The organism is Pseudomonas azotoformans (genome assembly GCF_001579805.1).
In the GTDB taxonomy this organism is placed as follows: domain Bacteria; phylum Pseudomonadota; class Gammaproteobacteria; order Pseudomonadales; family Pseudomonadaceae; genus Aquipseudomonas; species Aquipseudomonas azotoformans_A.
On the sequence record NZ_CP014546.1, the window covers coordinates 1,997,588 to 2,017,601 of the forward strand.

A 20,014-nucleotide genomic window follows, 5' to 3' on the forward strand; every position below is an offset into this window, starting at 1 on the left:
CACAACGTTATGCCGTTACCTGTCCCAACGGCGGCAACTTCGCCAACTTCAACGCCACCAGCAACGCGCCGATCAGCAGCGCGATGATGAACGCCCCAATCCCATTCCACCCGGCAAAATGCCAGAAGAACCCGCCCGCTGTCCCGGCAATACTCGACCCCACGTAGTAGCAGAACAGGTACAGCGACGACGCCTGCCCCTTGGCTTTCACCGCGCGGCGGCCGATCCAGCTGCTGGCCACGGAGTGGGCGCCGAAGAAGCCGAAGGTGAAGATCAGCATGCCCGGCACCACCAGCCACAGTGGAGTGAACAGGGTCAGGGCCATGCCGGCCAGCATCAGCACGATGGTGCTCCACAGCACACGACGGCGGCCGAGGCGGTCGGCCAGGGAGCCGATTTTCGCCGAGCTGTAGATACCCGAGAGGTACACCAGCGACAGCAGGCCCACCACCGCTTGGCTGAGGTCGTAGGGATCGGCCAGCAGGCGATAGCCGATGTAGTTGAACATCGTCACGAACGCGCCCATCAGCAGGAATGCTTCGAGGAACAGCCACGGCAGGCCTGCGTCCTTGAAGTGCATGACGAAGCCATCCACCAGGCTGCGCGGCTTGAGGCTGGTGGCGCGGAAGTTGCGCGATTCGGGGAGGATTTTCCAGAACACCGTGGCGGCAATCAGCGCCAGGGCGCCGATGATCAGCATGGCGGTGTGCCAGCTGACGAAGTCGATCAACACGCCGATGATCAGGCGCCCGCTCATGCCGCCAATCGCGTTGCCGCCGATGTACAAACCCATGGCCAGGCCGATGTGCTGCGGATGGATCTCCTCGCTCAGGTAGGTCATTGCCACGGCGGCCAGGCCGCTCAGCGACAAGCCCACCAGTGCACGCATGAACAGGATGCCTTCCCAGGTCGGCATCAGACCGCTGGCGATGGTGGCTAATGCGGCGCAGAACAGCGCGGAGACCATCACCGGCTTGCGCCCCAGGCGGTCGGAAATCGGTCCGGTAATCAGCAAACCGAATGCCAGCATCGCCGTGGCCACCGACAGGATCAGGCTGCTTTGTGCCGCATTGATGGAAAATTCGTGGGACAGCGCCGGCATCATCGGCTGCACGCAATACAGCAGCGCAAAGGTGGCGAAACCACCGGAGAACAGCGCCAGCACCGTGCGCATGAACATCGGCGTGCCTTTTTCGATGAACTCGTCATTGAGCTGGGCCACCACTTCATCCAGGGCGGTAGGCGGTACGTCTTGAGCGAGTGGAGCGACAGCAGCTTTCAAGGGGACCTCGGGGAGGAAGAGCGTGCCAGGACAGGCAATGCAAAAAAGAATATAGCTCCCTAATGATTCTTTCCAATATATTGTTCGACCTGTTTGATAGCTTTGACGACCTAATGAGGCTCCCATGGAATTGCGTCACTTGCGGTACTTCATCGCCGTCGCCGAAGAACTGCATTTCGGCCGGGCCGCGCAGGTGCTGGGCATCTCGCAACCGCCGCTCAGCCAACAGATCCAGGCGCTGGAACAGGAGGTGGGGGCGCGGTTGTTTGAGCGTACCAATCGTCGGGTCGAACTGAGCGAGGCGGGGCGGTTGTTCCTGCACGAGGCGCGATTGGTGCTGGCACAGGTCGACAAGGCGGCGGACGTAGCGCGCCGGGCGCAGTTGGGTGAACTGGGTGAATTGAAGATTGGCTTCACCTCGTCGGCGCCGTTCAACTCCAGCATCCCCCAGGCGATCTTTGCGTTTCGCCAGGCGTTCGCGGCGGTGCATCTGAACCTGCAGGAGATGAGCAGCACCGAAGTGGCCGAGTCGCTGGTGGATGAGTCGATTCAGGTAGGGCTGATGCGGCCGCTGCCGTTGCCGGATTCGCTGAGTGTGGTCGAGTTGATGCGTGAGCCGCTGGTGGCCGTGTTGAACGCCGGTCATCCTTTGGTGGAGGGCAGTGAACGGGGCTTGCACCTGGCGCAACTGGCGCAGGAACCGTTTGTATTTTTCCCACGCACCTACGGCAGTGGTCTCTATGCCCAGTTGCTCAGCCTGGCGCGTGACGCCGGCTTCAGCCCGCACTTTGCCCAGGAGGCCGGGGAGGCGATGACCATCATCGGCCTGGTGGCGGCGGGGTTGGGCGTGTCGGTGCTGCCGGCGTCATACCAGCGCATCCGCATTGATGGCGTGGTCTATCGCACGTTGCTGGATGAGGACGCGGTGACGGCAGTATGGCTGGTGCAGCGCAAGGGCGCGCAGACGCCGATGGCAGAGGCGTTTGTGGAGTTGCTGGTGGCGAGGGAGCTTGCTCCCGCTGGGCTGCGTAGCAGCCCTAAAACCTGACACCGCGATCTGCCGGAACAGTCGCGGTGATCTTACTGGGGCTGCTGCGCAGCCCAGCGGGAGCAAGCTCCCTCGCCACAGGGGGCGGTCCCGGTTTACTTGGTGGTGCCGGTTTGTTCAAACAACTGCGCCGCCGACCCCGCCTCATTCACGCCATTGCTGCGCAACCCCGCCATGATGTCGCTATCCAGGTTGTTCACCCAGCGGTTGTAGTTGCGATGGATCTTGCCGTCCTTGTAGCCCAAGTCGCGGCTGTCGCGGTAGGTGATGGCGTAGCTGTTGCGGGTGTAGCGGATGTCGATGGCTGCGTAGTATTGGTTACGCACGTTGATTTCGGCTTGCACCAGTTGCGGGCTCAGGCGTTGTACCGTCCACTCGCGCTTTTGCAGGGCGTTGACGATCACCGTTTTCATTTTTTCTTCGCTGACCTGGGCGTCGGCCGGCAGGTCGTGCTGGGTGTTGAGGATCGGCTTGTTGGTGCAACCGGCGGTGACCAACAGGGCCAGGGTGATCAAGGTGACGCGCAGCAAGGAAGACATTCCGTATTCTCCAATCGATTTAAAAGTCAGGACCAGCGGCGGAAGATCAGCGAGGTGTTGACGCCGCCAAAGGCAAAGTTGTTGTTCATCACGTAGTCGTGGTGCATCTCGCGGAACTCACCTTGCAGGTAATCCAGCTCGCCGCACTGCGGGTCGACCGAATCCAGGTTGAAGGTGTGCACGTATTGGTCGCGGTTCATCATCTCGATGCTGAACCACGACTCCAGCGCGCCGCACGCGCCCAAGGTGTGACCGAGGAAACTCTTCTGCGAACTGATGGGCATGCGGCTGCCGAACAGGCTGCTGGTCGCCAGCGTCTCGGCGATATCGCCCTGGTCGGTGGCGGTGCCGTGCCCGTTCACGTAGCCGATTGCGGATGGCTCCAGCCCGGCATCTTCCAGGGCCAGTTCCATCGCGCGGCGCATGGTTTTCTGTTCCGGGCGGGTGGTGTGCTGGCCGTCGGCGTTGCTGCCGAAACCGACCAGCTCGGCGTGGATATGCGCACCGCGCGCCAGGGCGTGTTCCAGTTCTTCAAGCACCAGCATGCCGCCGCCTTCGCCGATCACCAGGCCGTCGCGGCCGCTGTCGTAGGGGCGTGGGCTGGTCTGCGGCGCGTCGTTTTTCAGGCTGGTGGCGTAGAGCGCGTCAAACACCATGGCTTCGGTGGGGCACAACTCCTCGGCGCCACCGGCGAGCATCAGCGGCAGACGGCCGAACTTGATCGCCTCATAGGCATAACCAATGCCCTGGCTGCCGCTGGTGCAGGCGCTTGATGTAGGGATCAGCCGCCCGGTCAGGCCAAAGAAGATGCTGATATTCGCCGCCGTAGTGTGCGGCATCATGCGTACATAGGAGTTGGCATTCAGCCCCTCGGCCACCGAATTCAGCAGCATGTTGCCGAACGCCTTGATCTCGTCGGTGCTGCCGGTGGACGAGCCACAGGCCACGCCCATGCGCCCGTCCTTGATCGACTCGTCGCCCAGCAAACCCGCGTCCTGCAACGCCTGTTCCGCTGCCCACACCGCCAGGCGCGAGACCCGACCCATGCTGCGCAGTTGCTTGCGCGTCCAGTGCGCGGGTACGACAAAGTCGTCGATCGGCCCGGCCAGGCGTGTGTTCAATTCAGTAAAACGGTCCCACTCGTCCATGCGCCGAATGCCGCTGCGATTGGCGCGGAAGTTGGCGGATATGGTCGCCCAATCGCCGCCCAGGGAAGTCATGCCGGCCATGCCGGTCACTACGACGCGTTTCATCAGCACAGGCCTCCATTCACGGCCAAGACCTGGCGCGTGATGTAACCGGCTTCGGCCGACATCAGGAAGTTCACTGCACCGGCCACCTCTTCCGGCGTGCCCATGCGTTGCGCCGGGATCATCTTCATCAGTTCTTCCACCGGCACGTTTTCATCCAGCATGGCGGTGTCGATCAAGCCGGGGGCGACGCAGTTGACGGTGATCTTGCGCTTGCCCAGCTCGATGGCCAGGGCCTTGGCGGCGCCGATCAACCCGGCTTTAGAGGCGCTGTAATTGACCTGGCCGCGATTGCCGATCAGCCCGGAAACCGAGGTGATACACACGATGCGCCCGGCGGCGCGACGACGAATCATCGGCATCATCACCGGGTGCAGCACGTTGTAGAAACCGTCGAGATTGGTGCGCATCACCACGTCCCAATCGTCTTCCGACAAGGCCGGGAAGGCGCCGTCACGGGTCAGGCCGGCATTGAGCACCACGCCGTAATAAGCGCCGTGTTGCTCGACGTCAGCGTCGAGGATTTCCTTGCACGCAGCCCGATCCGCGACATCGAATTGCAGCACCCGCGCCTTGCGGCCCAGGGCTTCAACCTCGGCCTGCACTGCATCGGCGTCACTACGACCGCTGCGGCAATGCAGCACGATGTCATGCCCGGCCTGGGCCAGGCGCAGGGCGATGGCGCGGCCGATGCCACGGCTGGAGCCGGTGACCAGTACGGATTCAGTCATGGCGTTACGTCCTTCGATTCATCTAAATAGGTGGCCGCCTGGGGCGGTCGAAATACATTCAAGCGGGCGCTGGCCTGGATCCCATCACCGGTCAGGTGGCATTCGAACACACCCATGCCGTTGTCGTCTTCCAGGGAACGCAGGCCGTGGATCTTCAGCTCGGCGCCCGCCGGGAAGTGCTCCACGTTGCATTCGAACTTACGTGTGCCGAGCAGGAAGCCCAGTTCCACCGCTTCACCTTTCTGGCGCGCGCGGCAACCGGCGTAGGCGGCGACGCTTTGCGCCATCAACTCGATGCCGACCCAGGCCGGCAGGCTGCCGTCCGGGCGGTTGAACAGGCCGCCGGGTTTGACGCTGACGCGGGTGTGGATCTGCTCTTCATCGAACGACAGCACCTGGTCGATCAGGATCATGTCGCCCGCATGGGGCAGCAGTTCAGCGAGTGGCCAATCGATCATGGGGCCTCTCCGATAATCAGGCTGACGTTATTGCCGCCGAAGGCAAATGAATTGCTCATCAGGCAGCGCTTTCCCAGGGTTTCCGAGGCCTGCGCCCACTGCAAGGCGGGCAGGGCCGGGTCGGCCTGGCCGTCCCACACGTGGGGTGGGACACGGTTGTGAGCCAGGCTCAACCAACAGAACGCCGCTTCCAGCGCCCCGGCTGCGCCCAGGGTGTGGCCGCTCATGGGTTTGGTCGATGAGCAGGCCACGCCGTGCGGGAACAGGCTGGCGACGGCCAGGCTTTCCATGGCGTCGTTATGTTGGGTGGCGGTGCCGTGCAGGTTCAGGTAGCCGATCTGCTCAGGCTGCAATCGGGCGCTGGCCAAGGCCTTGCGCATCGACTGCAACGCGCCTTTGCCGGTGGGCTCGGGCGCGGAGATATGGTGAGCGTCGCAACTGGCGCCGCTGCCCAACAGGGCGATGGGCGCGGCTTGCTTGCTCATCAGGAACAGTACGGCCGCTTCGCCGATGTTGATGCCGTTGCGGTTCACCGAGAACGGATTGCAGCGCTCGTTCGACACCGCTTCCAATGAGCTGAAACCGTTGAGGGTCAGCTTGCACAGGCTGTCGACGCCGCCGCAGATCATCGCATCGCACACACCCAGGTCCAGCAGGCGCTGGGCACTCATCAAGGCGCGGGCGCTGGAGGTGCAGGCGGTAGAGATCACATAGGCCGGGCCGCTCAGTTGCAGCCAGTCGGCGAGGAAATTCGCCGGAGCGCTGAGTTCCTGCTGCTGGTAGTCGTAGTCACCGGGGAACTGGTGTTCCCGCAGAAAATGCGCGATGCCCCGACTGGCTTCGTCGATGCCCGAGGTGCTGGTACCGAGTACAACGCCGACGCGCGATGCGCCGTAGGTGTGGATCGCCTGGCGGATATCGCCCTCAATCTGCAACGCCGCTTCCAGCAGCAACTGGTTATTGCGGCTGCTTTGCTGGCCCAGTTCGGCGGGGATGGTCGCCAACTCGCCGTGCACACCGGCCACTGGCAACACGCGTTCCGGCACCCAGCCGCTTTCGGCGCGCATACCGGAGCAGTCGCCGGCAAACAGGCTGCGGCTGACTTCATCCTGGCCTCGGCCTAGGGCGCAGATCACGCCCAGGGCGTTGAGGTAGGCGCTCATCGGGCGGCCCCGAGCGGCGTGATGCGGTAGCTCAACGGCTGGCCGGTCATGTTCACGCTGAAGACCTCGGACGATTGATACACGATCTGCCAATGCCCCGGCAGGGTGCGCGTCAGGTCCATGGCCTGGGCGCTGGGGTAGAGCGCACGTACGTCATCGGCCGACGTCAGGGCAAACAGCAGTGCGGCGAACAGCTCGCGCGCCTGGGGATTGGGTGGCAGCAAGCCGTCAGCCTGCCATTCACCCTTGATCAGTTTTTGTCGGGCCTGTGGGATGCCCAACGGGTCCATCATCGACCAGCGAATGCCGCCGTTTTCGCGCTGGATCACCAACAGCCAGTCCTGGCTCTGGCCGTCGGCCAGGCGCTGCACATGCAGTTGCAGCGGCAAGGCCAGGGCAGGGGTTTTCTCCGGCAGCGGCGGCTGGCTGGCGCAGGCGCTCAGCAGCAACAGGCAGCCGATCAACAGCATGCGCATCATGGGGCAGCGCTCGTCAGAGGTTTGCGTGCCACGCAGTTGACCAATGTTTCCTCGCGCTGGCCCACCGGCGGCGCCTTGCGCAGGCCCCAGCGTTCCAGCAGGCCGAAGTCGCTGGAGCGGCTCCACCACAAGTACGGGTACGAGACGTTCTGCGGGCCAAATTCAAAGCCCTGCTCGCGGAGCATCTCCAGGTACTCCTCGGCGCTTTTCTGCACATGCATCGGGTGGCGGAATAGCCAGCGAATCACCCAGGTGTCGATATAGGCTTCGGTGGATTCGGCAAACAGCAGATAACCGCCCGGCTTGAGCACACGGTAGAACTCCTTGAGCGCGCGGTGTTGCTCGACCAGATGGTGGAAGGTCTGGTGGCAGAACAGGATATCGACGCTGGCGTCCGGCACTTGCAAGGTCGCGCAGTCGCTGCCGATCAGCTCGATGGCCAAGCCTTGGCGCTGGGCTTCTTCACGGCTCAGCTCCAGGCTGTGCGGGTCGGCGTCCAGGCCGATCAGGCGCTCGGGGGCGAACACCTGCTGCAAGTACTGGAACGACTTGCCCTGGCCACAACCGGCGTCGAGCAATACCGGCGCCTCTGGCAAGGGGTCGGTAAACAGGCTGCGCAGGTCGTTGATCGCCACGCGCAGCACATGGTGCTGCCAGGTGTGGCTGCGCAGGAACCAGAAGCCGAACTTGGTTTCCTCGACGTAGTTTTTACTCAGGTACTGGCTAGTCATACCGGCTCACTCGCACAAATCTCCGACAACATCCGCAACCGCCGCTTGGGCTCGCTGACAAACGGGTTGCGCTCATCCCACGCGTAGCCGGCGAGGATCGAGCAGATCATCCGGCGAATCTCCGGCGAGCTGTCCGGGTGATAGATCACATCCTGGAACGTCCCGGCATACCAGCCCTCGACGTAACAGCGGAAGGTGTCCACGCCGCGTTTCAAGGGCACGGCGAACTCGCTTTCCCAGTCGACGGTTTCGCCCTTGAGCTGACGGTGCAACACAGCGGCTGCCATGCTCGCCGAACGCATGGCGATGGTCACCCCGGAAGAAAACACCGGGTCGAGAAATTCCGCCGCATTGCCCAGCAAGGCAAAACCCGGCCCGTGCAGGGTTTTGACGTTGGCTGCGTAGCCGCCGAGGGTGCGCGCCGGGGTATCCCACACGGCGTTTTGCAGCACGCCGGCAAGGCTTGGGGTTTCATTGATAAAGCCGCGCAGGCAGGCGTCGAGGTCGCCATCACGGCCGTCGAAATGCTCCTTGGCCGCGACCACGCCCACCGAGCAACGCCCGTTACTGAACGGAATGGTCCAGAACCAGATATCACGCTGGGTGGGATGGGTGGTCACCAGAATCTTGCTGCGATCAAAACCTTGATGTTCGATGCGGTCTTCGACGTGGGTGAACACCGCCTGGCGTACGGGGAAGTCGGACGGCAGATCCAGGTCCAGCAGGCGCGGCAGCACGCGGCCATAGCCGCTGGCGTCGAGCACAAACTTGGCCTTGAGGTGGTACTCGGTGCCGTTCTCGCGGCGTACGTGCAGGTAACGGGATTCGCCCTGGAAGTCCACGCCGACGATGGTTTCGCCGTAGCGGATCTCCACGCCTTGCAGCGCGGCTTGATCGGCCAGCAACTTGTCGAACTCGCCGCGCTGCACCTGGAAGGTGGTCGGCTTGCCATTGCTGAAAGTGTCACTGAAATCAAATGCGCTGTAGCGCTCGCCCCAGGCGAACGCGGCGCCGGTTTTCAGCTGGAACCCCGCGGCCTGCACGGCGTCGAGCATGCCGGCTTCTTCGATGAAGTCGATGCAGTGGGACAGCAGGCTTTCGCCAATCGAGAAGCGCGGGAAATGCTGGCGCTCGATGATCAATACATCATGCCCTTTGCGCTTTAACAGCGCGGCGGCGATGGCCCCGGACGGACCGGCACCGATCACCACCACCTGGCGACGTTCCATTTCAACTGTGGGCACGAGGGCTCCTTGCCACATTGGCGATAATCACATTCATAAGGCGTGTTTCTGTTGCCCGGCCCAGGGTGCCAGCATAAAGCTGAATGCCAGGCCCAGGCTGACCGATAAGCCGAAATTGCTCACCGCCGGTGTACTGGACACCGCCAGCAGCCCAAACGACAACCAGGTCGTCACCGCTGCCAACAAGGTCCCCAAGAGACTGACCGCAGGGCCGCCGATTTGCTCGCGCATCAGGATCGCGTAATCGACGCTGATGGCCGTGACCAACAGCAGGCCGAACAGGCTGAATAGCGTCAGCGGTTGGCCGAGCCAACCGAGGCTGGCCAGGCTGCACAGGGCTGCCAGCAGCGGCAAGGCGACGATGCGCAAGGCCCCGCCGAAACCGAACGGCAGGATCAGCAGCAACACGATCAGCACGCAAGACATCAACTTCAATTCAGCGGCGCTGATCTGCGTGTCGGCGAACACCCGGTTCAAGTCGCCCAATCGGTCGACCAATTGCACGCCCGGCAAGTCCAGCGCCTGTACACGCAGCAAGGCGGGGTTGTTCAAGCCTTGCAGGCTGACCATGGCCGCCACGCCGCCCTCGACCTTGCCGAGCCACAGCGTGCGCCAAGGTTCGGCCATTGGGCCGGCCAGCGCGGCGTCGATGTCTTGGGTGGGCAGCGCTTGCAGGTGCGCGACTTCGGCTTGCAGGGCGCTGGCGGGCACGCCGAGGTCCAGCAGCGGCTGCCAGTGTTGCGCCAGGTTGTTCAGCGCATCACGCAGTTGTTGCTGTTCGGCGGGCTGGCTGACCAATTGATTGAGCGCCAGGTAGCCCTGGAGCTTGTCCATGTTCACCAACTGATCCAGGCGCTGCGCCAACGCGCTCTGACGCTCCAGCAGCTGTTGCTGGTTGTCCGCCCGCACCAGGAAGAACTGGCTGGTGGGTTGGAACCCGGTAATTCGCGCCACGGCCTGCGCCTCTTGCAGCAACTGCGGTGGTGCGCCGATCCATTGGCGGATATCGTTTTTGCTGTTCAGGTGCCACAGGCCACCGGCGCAGAACAGCAGCACCAGGGCCAGCAGGACCGCGCTCGGCACGCGCTTGAGCAGCGATTCGCGCACCAACCACAGGCATTCGGCGATGCGTAGCGGCCATTGCGCCGGGCGCAGTTCGACGCCCTTGAGCAGCGCCGGCAGCAGGCACACGGCGGACAGGTAGGCACCGACCAGGCCGGCGGCTGAGAAGATGGCGATTTGCGTCAAGGCCGGGAACGGCGTCCAGGCCAGCGCCAGGTAGCCGATGCAACTGGTCGCCAGGCTCAGGCTCAACCCCGGCAAGGTGATGCGCAACGCCGGCCAACTGCGCCACGGGTTCATGCTCCAGCTTTTCGACAGGTAGTGCAGCGGGTAATCCACCGCAACGCCGATCAGGCTGGAACCCAGCACCAGCGTCATCACGTGCATATGGCCGAACAGCGCCACACAGGCCACCGCGCCAAACAGCATGCCCACCAGCACCGGTACAAAGGCCAGCAACACCCGCCAGCGGCGGAAGGCGAGCAACAGCAACAACAGGATGCCGACGGTTGCGCCGCCGCCGACCCAGGTGATTTCCCGCGTGGCTTGCTGCTGACCATTGGCGGCGTAGAGCAAGCCGCTGGCGGCGAGTAATTGCGCGCCGTGTTCGCTGGCCTGCGCGCGACTGGCCTGGAGCAAATCCGCCACTTGCAGCGGCAGTTTCATGTCGAAGGCATTGCCGGTGGTGCGCGCACGCAGCAGCACCCAGCTCTTGCCGTCGGCATCGGCGATCAACGCGCCGCTACCGATATCCAGTTGCACCGAGCCGTGCTGCGGCTGGCTGTTCTGGATGCGCCCGGTAAGGCCCAGCCAGTCGTCCTGGCTCGGCACCAGGCTGAAGCCGGTAAAGGGGTCGAACAGCGCTTGCACGCGCTGTTGGATAAACGCGTCGGGCTGTTCGATCAGTTGTTCGCGGTCCTTGGCCGAGAGCATCGCCAGGCGCCCACGCAGCAATTGCTCGCGCAGCGCCGGCAGGTCGGCTTGCAGGTTCCATTGCACTTTTTCAAACAGCCCGCTGGTTTGCCAGCGCTCGCCCAATTGTTGCGCGACGGCCACGGCTTGCTGGCGGTCGGCATGGCCCACCAGCACCAACATCTCGCGGTTCAACGGTTCCTGCATGCGCTGTTCGGCTTGCTGTTCCAGGGCGTCCGGCGTGTTGCCCGGCACCAGTTCCATCAGGTTGGCCGACAACGGCGCGCCATGACGCCACTGCCAGCCGGCCAGGGCCAGCACGGCCACCAGCAGGATCAGGAACAGGCGTGGTAACAGGCGCTCACTGGGCAAAGTCGTGTTGCTCCGCTTCGCTCAGGGGTTGGCTGGCGGTGCTGTCCTGCATGCGCAAAACAGTGCTGTCGCCTTGGGTTTCCAGCAATTCGATGGTCTGCACCAAGTCGCCGCCGTCGATGTTGATCTGGGTGAACACCTGCTTGAGCAACAGTGAACGCGGGATCAGCGTGAGCTTCCATTGTTTCGCCTCGCCTTGCAGCTGCAATTCGAAGTCACGCTGCAAGCCGCTGCTGTCGCCCTGGAGCACGGCCAGGAACAGGCGATTCTGCTCGGCGCCGGCACTCTTGTTCGGCAGCAGTTGCCAGCCATTGGCGTCACGGCGGGCGATGCCCTGGGCGCTGATGCGGTAGTCCTGTTGCAATGGGGTTTTCAGCAGCCACAGCAGGCCGTGGTCTTTCGCCAGCACAAAGGTGCCTTTGCTGACCAAGGGCTGGGGCAGGGCGCGCAGGTGTTTTTCCTGGGTGAAGCTGCCGTGGATCACGCTGGGTTTGGCCAACTGCTCGCTGAGCTGTTGCAGATCGAAGGCGTGGGCATGCAGCGACAGCAGCAGCGCACCCAGAAAGGTGATCCATTTCATGACAGGGCCTTTTCGACGGCTTCGGTGAATACTTTGGGTGAGGCCAACTGCATCTCGCGACTGGCGATTTCCACTGCCACTTGCACGGTGCTGGCGCGGGTCAGACGTTCGCCACTGTCTCGGTCTGTGATCAGGTAATTGACCTTCAAACGGTTCTCCCACTCCACCAGGCTGGCGCGCACGTTGAGGGTCTGGCCGAACACCGCGCCGCGCACGTAGCGCAGCTGCATGTCGATCACCGGCCAGGCATAGCCGGATTCCAGCATCGCGGTGTAGTTGTGACCGATCTTGTCCAGCAACGCGCAGCGCGCGACCTCCAGGTACTTCACGTAATGCCCGTGCCACACCACGTTCATGGTGTCGACGTCAAAAAACGGCACGAGGATTTCAGTGTCGCAATGCAGCACGCCCTGGCTACGCATGCAGCCTCCAGTGTTGCTCGGCAATGCGTTGCAGGCACAGGCGCAGTTCGCCTTCGAGGGCGCGGTCTTCGATGACAGGTGGGAAGTCCTTGGCCAGTTCTTCGTGCATTGCTGCCAATGCGGGTGGCAACGGTCGCGCATCTTCGGCCTGGGCGCGCAGCCACACGCCTTGGTTGGCGGCGAGCAGCGTGGCAGCGGCGACCTGTTCGGTCAGCTCCAGCACACGGATCGCATCGCGGGCGGCGATGGTGCCCATGCTCACTTTGTCCTGGTTGTGGCACTCGGTGGAACGCGAGAACACGCTGGCCGGCATGGTATTTTTCAAGGCTTCGGCGGTCCAGGCGCTGGTGCCGATCTGCACGGCCTTGAAGCCGTGGTTGATCATGGCGCGGTCGGCTGGCGCGCCGGACAGGTTGCTCGGCAGGCCGTGGTTGTAGCGCACGTCCACCAGCAGCGCGAGCTGGCGGTCGAGCAGGTCAGCGACGTTGGCCACGAGGGTCTTGAGGCTGTCCATGGCGAAGGCGATGTGCCCGCCGTAGAAATGCCCACCGTGCAGCACGCGTTCTTCCTCGGCGTCGATGATCGGGTTGTCGTTGGCGCTGTTCAGTTCGATCTCGATGAACGAGCGCAGCCAGTTCAGGCTGTCAGCCAGCACGCCAAGGACGTGGGGCGCGCAGCGCAGCGAGTAACGGTCCTGCAGGCGATGCAACGGCGCGGTCGGCGCGTCGATGGCCAGGTCCTTGCGCAGCCAGGCGGCGACTTGCATCTGCCCAGGGTGCGGCTTGGCGGCGAACAGGCGCTCGTCGAAGTGTTCCGGGTTGCCTTGCAGCGCAACTACGTTCAGCGCGGTGATGCGCGTGGCCAGTTGCAGCAGGTAGTCGGCGCGGGCGAAAGCCAGGCAGGCCAGGCCGGTCATCACGGCGGTGCCGTTCATCAGTGCCAGGGCTTCCTTGGGGCGCAGCACCAGCGGTTCCCAGCCCAGCTCGCGGTGCACGTCGGCGGCTTGGCGGCGTTCGCCACGGAACATCACTTCGCGTTCGCCGGACAGGGTCGCGGCCACGTAGGACAGCGGCGTCAGATCACCGCTGGCGCCCACCGAACCTTCTTCCGGGATCAGCGGCAGCACGTCGTGTTCCAGGAAGGCATGCAGGCGTTCCAGCAGCTCCACGCGCACGCCGGACACTCCGTGGCACAGCGACTGCAAACGCGCCGCCAGCACGGCGCGGGTGGCCTGGGCGTCGAGCAGCTTGCCCAAGCCGCAACCGTGGAAGGTGTACAGATGACGCGGCAACGCTTCGACGTGCTGCAACGGCACCGCCACCACGCACGAGTCGCCGTAGCCGGTGGTCACGCCGTAGATCACGCCTTCCTTGTCCAGCAGCGAGTCGAGGAACTGCGCGCCCTTGGCGATGCGCTGGCGATAGGCGGCATCGTCCTGCAATTGGGTCGGCGCCTGACGGTTGGCCAGGGCCAACACGTCTTCGATGCGCAAAGCGCGTTCGCCAAAGGTTACCGGCTCAAGATGCGTCGTCATCGGTCTTCCAGAAAGGGTAAAAGTTGAACCATTGTTGGGGCGCTTCCAGGCAGAACTGGCCTAGGCGTGCGGCGTAGCGCGCGGTCCACAGGGCTATGACCTGCTCGCGGGTGTTGCGTTTCCATTCAATCAATTCAGCGAAAGGCTCAATGCTCAGGCGGTAGCGGCCTTTGTGCTTGAGGCACATCAGCAGGTTTACCGGGCATTTGAGCAGGCCGGCCAGCAGCCACGGGCCCTGGGGGAAGGCGGCGTCGTGGCCGAGGAAATCCACGCGCACCGTGCGCCCGCCGTGCAGAGGCACGCGGTCGCCGGCGATTGCCAGCCATTCGCCGTCGTCCAGGCGCTGGCTGAGCAGCAGCATGGTGGCCGGGTCCAACTCGCTGACCTGGATCAGGCGCAAATGGGTCGCCCCGGCTTCGCCCAGCAGGCGGTTGAATTGCTCGGCGTGCTTGGTGTGCACCAGCACGTTCATGGTGACCTGCTCGCCTATTTCGGCGAGGGCGCGACACACTTCGAGGTTGCCCAGGTGCGCGCCCACCAGCATCTGCCCGCGCTCGCCGCGCAGTTGCCCGCGCAATTGCGCCGGGTCGTTGATCTCGATCTGCTCCAGGCGCAGCTTACCGTTCCACACGTCGAGTTTGTCGAGCAGCGAGTCGGCAAACGCCATGAACTGGCCGAAGACTTTCCAGTGGCTGGGGCGCAGTTCATCGCGCCCGCTCCAGTCGGCCAGGCGCTGCTGGTACTGCCAGGCGCTGCGGCGCGCGGTGCGACCGAACAGGAAGAAGTACAACACGATGCCGTACAGCACCGGGCTCAACAGGCGGCGGCCAAGGACCTTGGCGGCGAAGGCGGTGAGTTTCATCAGCCAATAGCTGCCGCGTTCCTCGCGGTCGGCCCAGTGTTTGCCGCTGTCGCTCATGCCTGCCACCGTCGCCACAGGATCATCGGCGCGCGCACCAACATGCCGAAGAACAACCGGGTGTGCATGGCCGAGATGCGTACGTTGTCGCGGAACAGCCGGAAGTGCGACAGGCCGTCAGCGGGGTAATGCACCTGGGTCGGCAGCCAGCGCATCGGCTGGTTGCGCCAGGCCAGGCGCACCAGGATGTCGGAGTCGAAATCCATGCGTGTTCCGATGTAGGCCGAGTCCATCAGCGCCAGCACCGGCGCCAGCGGGTACACGCGAAAGCCGCACATCGAGTCGCGGATCTGCAGCGACAAGGTGTTGATCCACACCCACACGTGTGTCAGGTAGCGCGCGTACAGGCGGCCTTTGGGCACGCTGTCGTCGTATTCGGGGTAGCCGCAGATGATCGCGTCCGGGTGTCGGCGCGAGGTGTCGAGGAAGGTCTCGACTTCGCGCAGATCGTGCTGGCCGTCGGCGTCGACTTGCAGGGCGTGGCTGAAGCCCAGGCGTGCGGCCTCGCGGAAACCGGCCATGACGGCGCCGCCTTTGCCCTGGTTGGTGGGCAGGGTCAGCAGGGTGACGTTTTCCAAGGTGGCCAGTTGCGCCAGCACGGCGGCGCAGGCCGGGCTGCTGCCATCGTCCACCAGCAGGCAGGGCAGGCCACTGTTCAACAGACTCCGGACCACGGCGGGCACGGCGGCTTCGTGGTTGTAGACCGGGATCAGGGCGCAGGGGTTATGCATGCGCGGCCTCCAGTAAAATCCGGCCGCTGGAGCAGGCCGCGACGCCGTTGCGATAGGCGAAGTACAACTTGCCGCGCTCCCGGTCGAAGCGCAGATGCAGCTCTATTGCATCGCCGGGGCGGACCAATTGCTGGAACTTGAGCACTTCCATCCCGGCAAACGTTGCCGGTAAATCGAGCAGTTGCTGGCCCAGGTTGAACGCCCATTCCACCTGCACCACGCCCGGCAATACTGGGGTGACCGGAAAGTGCCCGCTGAAATAGGCCAGGTCTGGCGGGACGCTCAGTTGCAAGGTCCATTCGCCATCGGCTTCGACCTGCTCCAGTACTTCCGGGGCTTTCGGTCGTGGTGCTAACAAGAGCGCTTCGACCTGCGCCTGGGGCAGTTTGCCTTGGCTGTTCAGCGGCAACTGTCTCAGTAAACGCCAGCGACGCGGCAGCGCCAGGGCTTCGCAATGTTGGCTTAAGTGTTGGCGCAGGGTTTGGGTGAGCGTGCGTCGGCCCTGATTGCGCAAGGCATGCAGGCCTTCGGCACTCAGCACCACCAGGGCACCCAGGGATGCGCGGTTTTCCTGCACCACACCCAGGCGCGTTTCCGCGACCCACGGGTGAGTCATCAATGCGTGTTCCAGCATGGGCAGGGAGATGCGTTTTTCTTCCAGCTTGACGATGCGATCCAGGCGCCCGAGCAACTCGAAACGGCCATCGGCATGGATGCGCGCGGCGTCGGCGGTCTGTTCGACATGCCCTTCAGGCAAATACGGTGAAGCGATGCGCAAGGCGCCGTCGGCGTCCTGGCTCAGGTGCACGTCGGCAAACGGTTGCCAAGGCTGCGCACCCTGGCGCCAGGCGATACCGCCGGTTTCCGAACTGCCGAGGATTTCTGTGGGCCATTGTTGCAAACGGTCGTACAGGCTGCCGGCGGCTTCCACCGGCAATGCGCCGCCGGAGGAAAATACCCGTGACACCTGGCTCAGCGCCGGCCAGTCGAGATTGTCGCCCATGCGCTTGAGCAACGCCGGGCTGGCGACCCAGGCGAACCGGGCATGCTCGCGGCTGGCGCGCTGCAAGTCTTCTGGGAAGGCCAGTTGCTTGCGCACGAAAGTGCGGCCGGCGCACAGCGGCCACAACACACGAAATAGCAAACCGTAGATATGCTGGGTGGCGACGCTGCCGATGATGCAGGCGTCCTTAAGGTCCGGTCCCCACAGCGTTTCCAGGGCTTCGACCTCGTTGGCCAGCTGGCGCAGGGTCTTGTCGATGCGCTTGGGCTCGCCGCTGGACCCGGAGGTGCACAGGCTCAGGTCGCAAGCGTCCAGATCGAGTGCGGCAGCGGTCAGTGGCGCCTGGTACAGCGTGTCCAGGTCTGTCGCTTCGGTCAGCCAGGCATCGACGGCCTCGTCCCAGCGTTGGCGGGTCTGAGGTTGCAGGTCTGCGGGCAGCAACACGCTGACCCCGGCGCGCCAGGCGCCCAGCAGGGCAATCGCCAGCAGGCCGGCATCTTCCAGGTACACGGCCAGGCGCTGGATGCCGCGCGCTTGCAGGCCTGCGGCCAGGCTCAGGGACTGCGCCCACAACTGGGCATGGTTCATTGCAGGTTCGGTGGTGACCGGACGCTGTTCCAGCGGCTCAAGCAACAAGTGCTCAAGTTTCAACCCATTCATACGCGGCCTCGAACCCTTTGTCGTACCAGCCATTCCACGGCAAACAACAACCCCATCAGCCCGTAGGCGATCAGGCCGTTGTACAACGTCCACCAGCTCAGCGGCGCCCACAGGGTGAGGGCGGCGGCGAGCAGGCCATTACACAGAAAAAACACGCTCCACACCACGGTGACCTGGCGGGTATACACAATGGCATGCGGGGGCAGCACCGGATCGGTCATGCGCGCCAGGCGCTCGACCATCGGCGGGCCGTATTTGAGGCTCAAGCCAAACAACGCCAGCATGAACCCGCTGACCAGGCTCGGGTACCAGCGCAGCAAGTGCGGGTTGTCGAACCAGGCCAGCAGCAGGCAGAACACGATCACCGCCACTGCCATCCAGCGGGCGCCGGGGCGTCGCGCACCGGTCAGAGCGCGCAGCAGCCACAAACTGCCGAGCAGCAGGCCGAATTGCCACGGCGCAAAGTGTTCGGTGCCGTAATACACCGCAAAGGGGTACAGCAGCCCCGCCAACAACAGGCCAAGGCCGATCAGCCGGCTCATGCGGCAGGCGTGACCAGACGGTACACCGCCTCAACCACGTCGTTGACGGTGCGCACGGCCTTGAATTCTTCGGCGGCGATCTTCTTGCCGGTCTGGCGCTTGATGTGGTCGATCAAGTCGACGGCGTCGATGCTGTCGATTTCCAGGTCCTGGTACAGGTTGGCGTCAAGGGTGACGCGTTCCGGCGGCAGTTCAAACAGTTCCACCAAGGCGTCGCGCAAGGTGTTGAAAATATCGTCACGAGTTTGCATGGTCCGGTCTCAAGCTGCCTGTCTGGCCGTGACGAACGCCGCAAGGCTGGCCACGTTGGTGAAGTGATTGCGGGTGTCCTTGGCGTCGGCATCGATCTTGATACCGTACTTTTTCTGGATCGCCAGGCCCAATTCCAGGGCGTCTACCGAATCCAGGCCGAGGCCTTCGCCGAACAGGGTCTGCTCGCTGCCGATGTCGTCGACACTGATGTCTTCCAGGCCCAGGGCCTCGATGATCAGCGTCTTTATGTCGTGCTCAAGGCGGTGTTGGTCGCTCATCTTCGGCGAGCTCCTTAATAAAATAGTGGTGCAGGTAATCGTTGAGCTTGCGTGAGGCCTGGGGCGCGGGCCCCCTTGATGCGAACGCCTGTGGTTCTATATCGGCACCCACCCGCAAACTGAAGTGCACGCGGCATTTTGGGATGCGATACCAGGGTTCGGCCTTGGTCAGCGTGGTGGGGCTGACCTTGATCACCACGGGGGTGATGATTGTCGCACCGCGCAGCGCAATGGCGGCGCCGCCGCGATGAAAGGCAGGCGCCGCGCCGGGTGTGGTGCGGGTGCCTTCGGGAAAGATGATCAGGGTCTGGCCGCTGCGCAGGGCATCTGCCGCCGCATCGAGCATCTCGGCACTGCCGTCATTGCTGATATAGCCCGCGTCGCGCACCGGCCCACGGGTGAAGGGGTTCTGCCACAGGCTCTGCTTGACCACGCAATTGGCCTGGCGTACCAGGCCGATCAGGAACACCACGTCGATCAGCGACGGGTGGTTGGCGATGATCATCTGGCCTGGGCGGCCGAGGTTTTCCGCGCCTTCGACGCTGTAGGTGAGCACGCCTGCGCGCTGCATTAGGCGAATAAAGAACCAGAACAGCCAACTGATGGTGTGGCGGGCGCGGTTGCGGTGTTTGGCAGCGTCCCCTGGCAGGCAACTGAGCAACGGGAATACCAGCAAACGCAGGCACAGGCCGCCGAAGCCGAACAGCGCGAAGCTGGCGGCGGTGGCGAACAGACGCCAGTAGTAGGCGTCCCGTGGTTTTTCTTTCAGGGCTTGCGTTGCCAATTCCATACACGGTTCTTCCAGGCATGTTGGCAGGCGACCTGTTCGGTGAGCAGGGTGCGCAGCAGGTTCAGGGCGTGGGGCCACTGGGTTTGAGTGGGTTGGACAGTGCCGCTGCTCAGTTCCAACTGCCACTCGTCGCCCGGCGTCAGCAGCAGGCCAAGGGCGTAGGGAAACGGCACGTCGACAATCCAGCTGGCGTAGGCCTCGGGCGGCTGTTCTTCGGTGATCACCAGCAATACGGCCGGGGCACCTTCGTTGAGCAGGGCGGCGGCTTCGAGCATGCCGTGTTCCAGTCCGTCACCTGCGGCGGCGAGGGCGGTCATTTCGCTGGTTTCATTGCGCAGGATCGACCATAGGCCAATCACCGCGTTGTGCACTGACAGGCTGAACTGGGTCGGCGACAGCGGCTGGTCGTTGGCCAGGTCACTGAGGATGTCGAGGGTGCGCGGGGTCTCGCCATGCCGGGAGACAAACACCAGCGGCAGGTCCTGCAAACCCTCGGCCAGTGGCCAACCCACGCTGAACGCCATGCGCGCCAAGCGGCTCAGGCGGCGGCGTTGCATGGCCGGCAGGAATGACACATCGGGGCAGGCTTCGCTGGCAGGCAGCAACACCGGGGCTTGGCACCAGGCGCGCCAGTCGTCCACGCTATCGAGCCCTGGGGCCCAGGCGCGCCATTGGGCGATGTTGAAGTTGATCACTGAGAAGTTATCCCGCCCCTGCGGGCTTCCATGTGCGGCTTTTGGCCCCGAATACCGGGACAGGGAGCAATAGCCGAATGGCGCGCATTATCCCGGTGCCGTGGGGTTCTAGCAAACTTTGGTAAAGATTTGTGCACGGTTGATTACAAAATAGTGGAAAGGATTTACAGATTGTCCTTTACCAGGGGACTGATTGGATTGTCGGACCGTTCTTTTTAATCTGTCGGCTGCGTATGACAGGCAGGTCGCCGATCGGCCGTGATGCAGCAGTGCATGGATGAACGAGGTAGCTAACAGGCGCTTTTGCCCTCTACACTCGGACATTCATTGATACACG

Annotated in this window: 22 protein-coding genes; 1 reads left to right on the forward strand and 21 read right to left on the reverse strand. The window is 63.6% G+C overall.

Features of this window, described 5'->3' with window-relative positions:
- Nucleotides 1-7: 7 nt before the first annotated feature.
- Entirely contained in the window at nt 8-1,234 is a 1,227-nt protein-coding gene (locus AYR47_RS09280) for an MFS transporter (RefSeq protein WP_420492061.1), read from the reverse strand.
- Between the two features lie 172 nt (nt 1,235-1,406).
- Between AYR47_RS09280 and AYR47_RS09285 the strand changes: the two genes are divergently transcribed.
- On the forward strand, nt 1,407-2,330 hold the full coding sequence (locus AYR47_RS09285; RefSeq protein WP_061434998.1) for a LysR family transcriptional regulator: 924 nt from the start codon (nt 1,407-1,409) through the stop codon (nt 2,328-2,330).
- 95 nt (nt 2,331-2,425) lie between these two features.
- On the opposite strand, the gene AYR47_RS09290 is transcribed toward AYR47_RS09285, so the two are convergent.
- The 20 genes from AYR47_RS09290 to AYR47_RS09385 are packed head-to-tail and all read right to left on the reverse strand — an operon-like array spanning nt 2,426 to nt 19,677.
- Nucleotides 2,426-2,869 carry a hypothetical protein gene (locus AYR47_RS09290; RefSeq protein ID WP_061435000.1) on the reverse strand — a complete coding sequence of 148 codons (444 nt, stop codon included), beginning with the start codon at nt 2,867-2,869 and terminating at the stop codon, nt 2,426-2,428.
- Nucleotides 2,870-2,895: 26 nt separating this feature from the next.
- Complete coding sequence (locus tag AYR47_RS09295; protein WP_016979200.1) at nt 2,896-4,122, reverse strand: beta-ketoacyl-ACP synthase; 1,227 nt, start codon at nt 4,120-4,122, stop codon at nt 2,896-2,898.
- The gene (gene fabG, locus AYR47_RS09300; protein WP_061435001.1) at nt 4,122-4,850 is read right to left on the reverse strand and encodes a 3-oxoacyl-ACP reductase FabG; all 729 of its coding nucleotides are present in this window, start codon (nt 4,848-4,850) and stop codon (nt 4,122-4,124) included. The genes AYR47_RS09295 and fabG overlap by 1 nt, the downstream gene beginning before the upstream one ends.
- Entirely contained in the window at nt 4,847-5,308 is a 462-nt protein-coding gene (locus AYR47_RS09305; protein ID WP_061435003.1) for an ApeP family dehydratase, read from the reverse strand. Before AYR47_RS09305 ends, fabG begins: the two co-directional genes overlap by 4 nt.
- Nucleotides 5,305-6,471: a beta-ketoacyl-[acyl-carrier-protein] synthase family protein gene (locus tag AYR47_RS09310; protein WP_061435004.1), complete on the reverse strand. Its 1,167-nt coding sequence runs from the start codon at nt 6,469-6,471 to the stop codon at nt 5,305-5,307. Before AYR47_RS09310 ends, AYR47_RS09305 begins: the two co-directional genes overlap by 4 nt.
- Nucleotides 6,468-6,950, reverse strand: a complete 483-nt coding sequence (locus tag AYR47_RS09315; RefSeq protein ID WP_061435005.1) for a hypothetical protein — start codon at nt 6,948-6,950, stop codon at nt 6,468-6,470. The genes AYR47_RS09310 and AYR47_RS09315 overlap by 4 nt, the downstream gene beginning before the upstream one ends.
- Complete coding sequence (locus AYR47_RS09320; RefSeq protein WP_061435006.1) at nt 6,947-7,681, reverse strand: class I SAM-dependent methyltransferase; 735 nt, start codon at nt 7,679-7,681, stop codon at nt 6,947-6,949. Before AYR47_RS09320 ends, AYR47_RS09315 begins: the two co-directional genes overlap by 4 nt.
- Nucleotides 7,678-8,925: an NAD(P)/FAD-dependent oxidoreductase gene (locus AYR47_RS09325; protein WP_191983000.1), complete on the reverse strand. Its 1,248-nt coding sequence runs from the start codon at nt 8,923-8,925 to the stop codon at nt 7,678-7,680. Before AYR47_RS09325 ends, AYR47_RS09320 begins: the two co-directional genes overlap by 4 nt.
- Nucleotides 8,926-8,958: 33 nt before the next feature.
- The gene (locus AYR47_RS09330) at nt 8,959-11,271 is read right to left on the reverse strand and encodes an MMPL family transporter (protein ID WP_061435007.1); all 2,313 of its coding nucleotides are present in this window, start codon (nt 11,269-11,271) and stop codon (nt 8,959-8,961) included.
- Complete coding sequence (locus AYR47_RS09335; RefSeq protein WP_061435009.1) at nt 11,261-11,851, reverse strand: outer membrane lipoprotein carrier protein LolA; 591 nt, start codon at nt 11,849-11,851, stop codon at nt 11,261-11,263. The genes AYR47_RS09330 and AYR47_RS09335 overlap by 11 nt, the downstream gene beginning before the upstream one ends.
- Nucleotides 11,848-12,273, reverse strand: a complete 426-nt coding sequence (locus tag AYR47_RS09340) for an acyl-CoA thioesterase (RefSeq protein ID WP_061435011.1) — start codon at nt 12,271-12,273, stop codon at nt 11,848-11,850. The genes AYR47_RS09335 and AYR47_RS09340 overlap by 4 nt, the downstream gene beginning before the upstream one ends.
- On the reverse strand, nt 12,266-13,807 hold the full coding sequence (locus AYR47_RS09345) for an HAL/PAL/TAL family ammonia-lyase (protein ID WP_061435013.1): 1,542 nt from the start codon (nt 13,805-13,807) through the stop codon (nt 12,266-12,268). Before AYR47_RS09345 ends, AYR47_RS09340 begins: the two co-directional genes overlap by 8 nt.
- Nucleotides 13,791-14,726, reverse strand: a complete 936-nt coding sequence (locus AYR47_RS09350) for an LpxL/LpxP family acyltransferase (RefSeq protein ID WP_061435014.1) — start codon at nt 14,724-14,726, stop codon at nt 13,791-13,793. The genes AYR47_RS09345 and AYR47_RS09350 overlap by 17 nt, the downstream gene beginning before the upstream one ends.
- Nucleotides 14,723-15,457: a glycosyltransferase family 2 protein gene (locus AYR47_RS09355; RefSeq protein ID WP_033897782.1), complete on the reverse strand. Its 735-nt coding sequence runs from the start codon at nt 15,455-15,457 to the stop codon at nt 14,723-14,725. The genes AYR47_RS09350 and AYR47_RS09355 overlap by 4 nt, the downstream gene beginning before the upstream one ends.
- Nucleotides 15,450-17,120 carry an acyl-CoA synthetase family protein gene (locus AYR47_RS09360; RefSeq protein WP_061435017.1) on the reverse strand — a complete coding sequence of 557 codons (1,671 nt, stop codon included), beginning with the start codon at nt 17,118-17,120 and terminating at the stop codon, nt 15,450-15,452. The genes AYR47_RS09355 and AYR47_RS09360 overlap by 8 nt, the downstream gene beginning before the upstream one ends.
- A complete protein-coding gene (locus AYR47_RS09365; protein ID WP_061435018.1) occupies nt 17,117-17,662 on the reverse strand; it encodes a hypothetical protein in 546 nt (181 codons plus the stop codon). The genes AYR47_RS09360 and AYR47_RS09365 overlap by 4 nt, the downstream gene beginning before the upstream one ends.
- On the reverse strand, nt 17,659-17,913 hold the full coding sequence (locus tag AYR47_RS09370) for an acyl carrier protein (RefSeq protein ID WP_016979215.1): 255 nt from the start codon (nt 17,911-17,913) through the stop codon (nt 17,659-17,661). The genes AYR47_RS09365 and AYR47_RS09370 overlap by 4 nt, the downstream gene beginning before the upstream one ends.
- A gap of 9 nt (nt 17,914-17,922) precedes the next feature.
- On the reverse strand, nt 17,923-18,192 hold the full coding sequence (locus AYR47_RS09375; protein ID WP_014716603.1) for a phosphopantetheine-binding protein: 270 nt from the start codon (nt 18,190-18,192) through the stop codon (nt 17,923-17,925).
- Complete coding sequence (locus tag AYR47_RS09380) at nt 18,170-18,982, reverse strand: lysophospholipid acyltransferase family protein (protein ID WP_061435020.1); 813 nt, start codon at nt 18,980-18,982, stop codon at nt 18,170-18,172. Before AYR47_RS09380 ends, AYR47_RS09375 begins: the two co-directional genes overlap by 23 nt.
- Nucleotides 18,958-19,677 (reverse strand): beta-ketoacyl synthase chain length factor, encoded by a 720-nt coding sequence (locus AYR47_RS09385; protein WP_061435022.1) that lies wholly within the window; start codon nt 19,675-19,677, stop codon nt 18,958-18,960. The genes AYR47_RS09380 and AYR47_RS09385 overlap by 25 nt, the downstream gene beginning before the upstream one ends.
- Between the last annotated feature and the right edge of the window lie 337 nt (nt 19,678-20,014).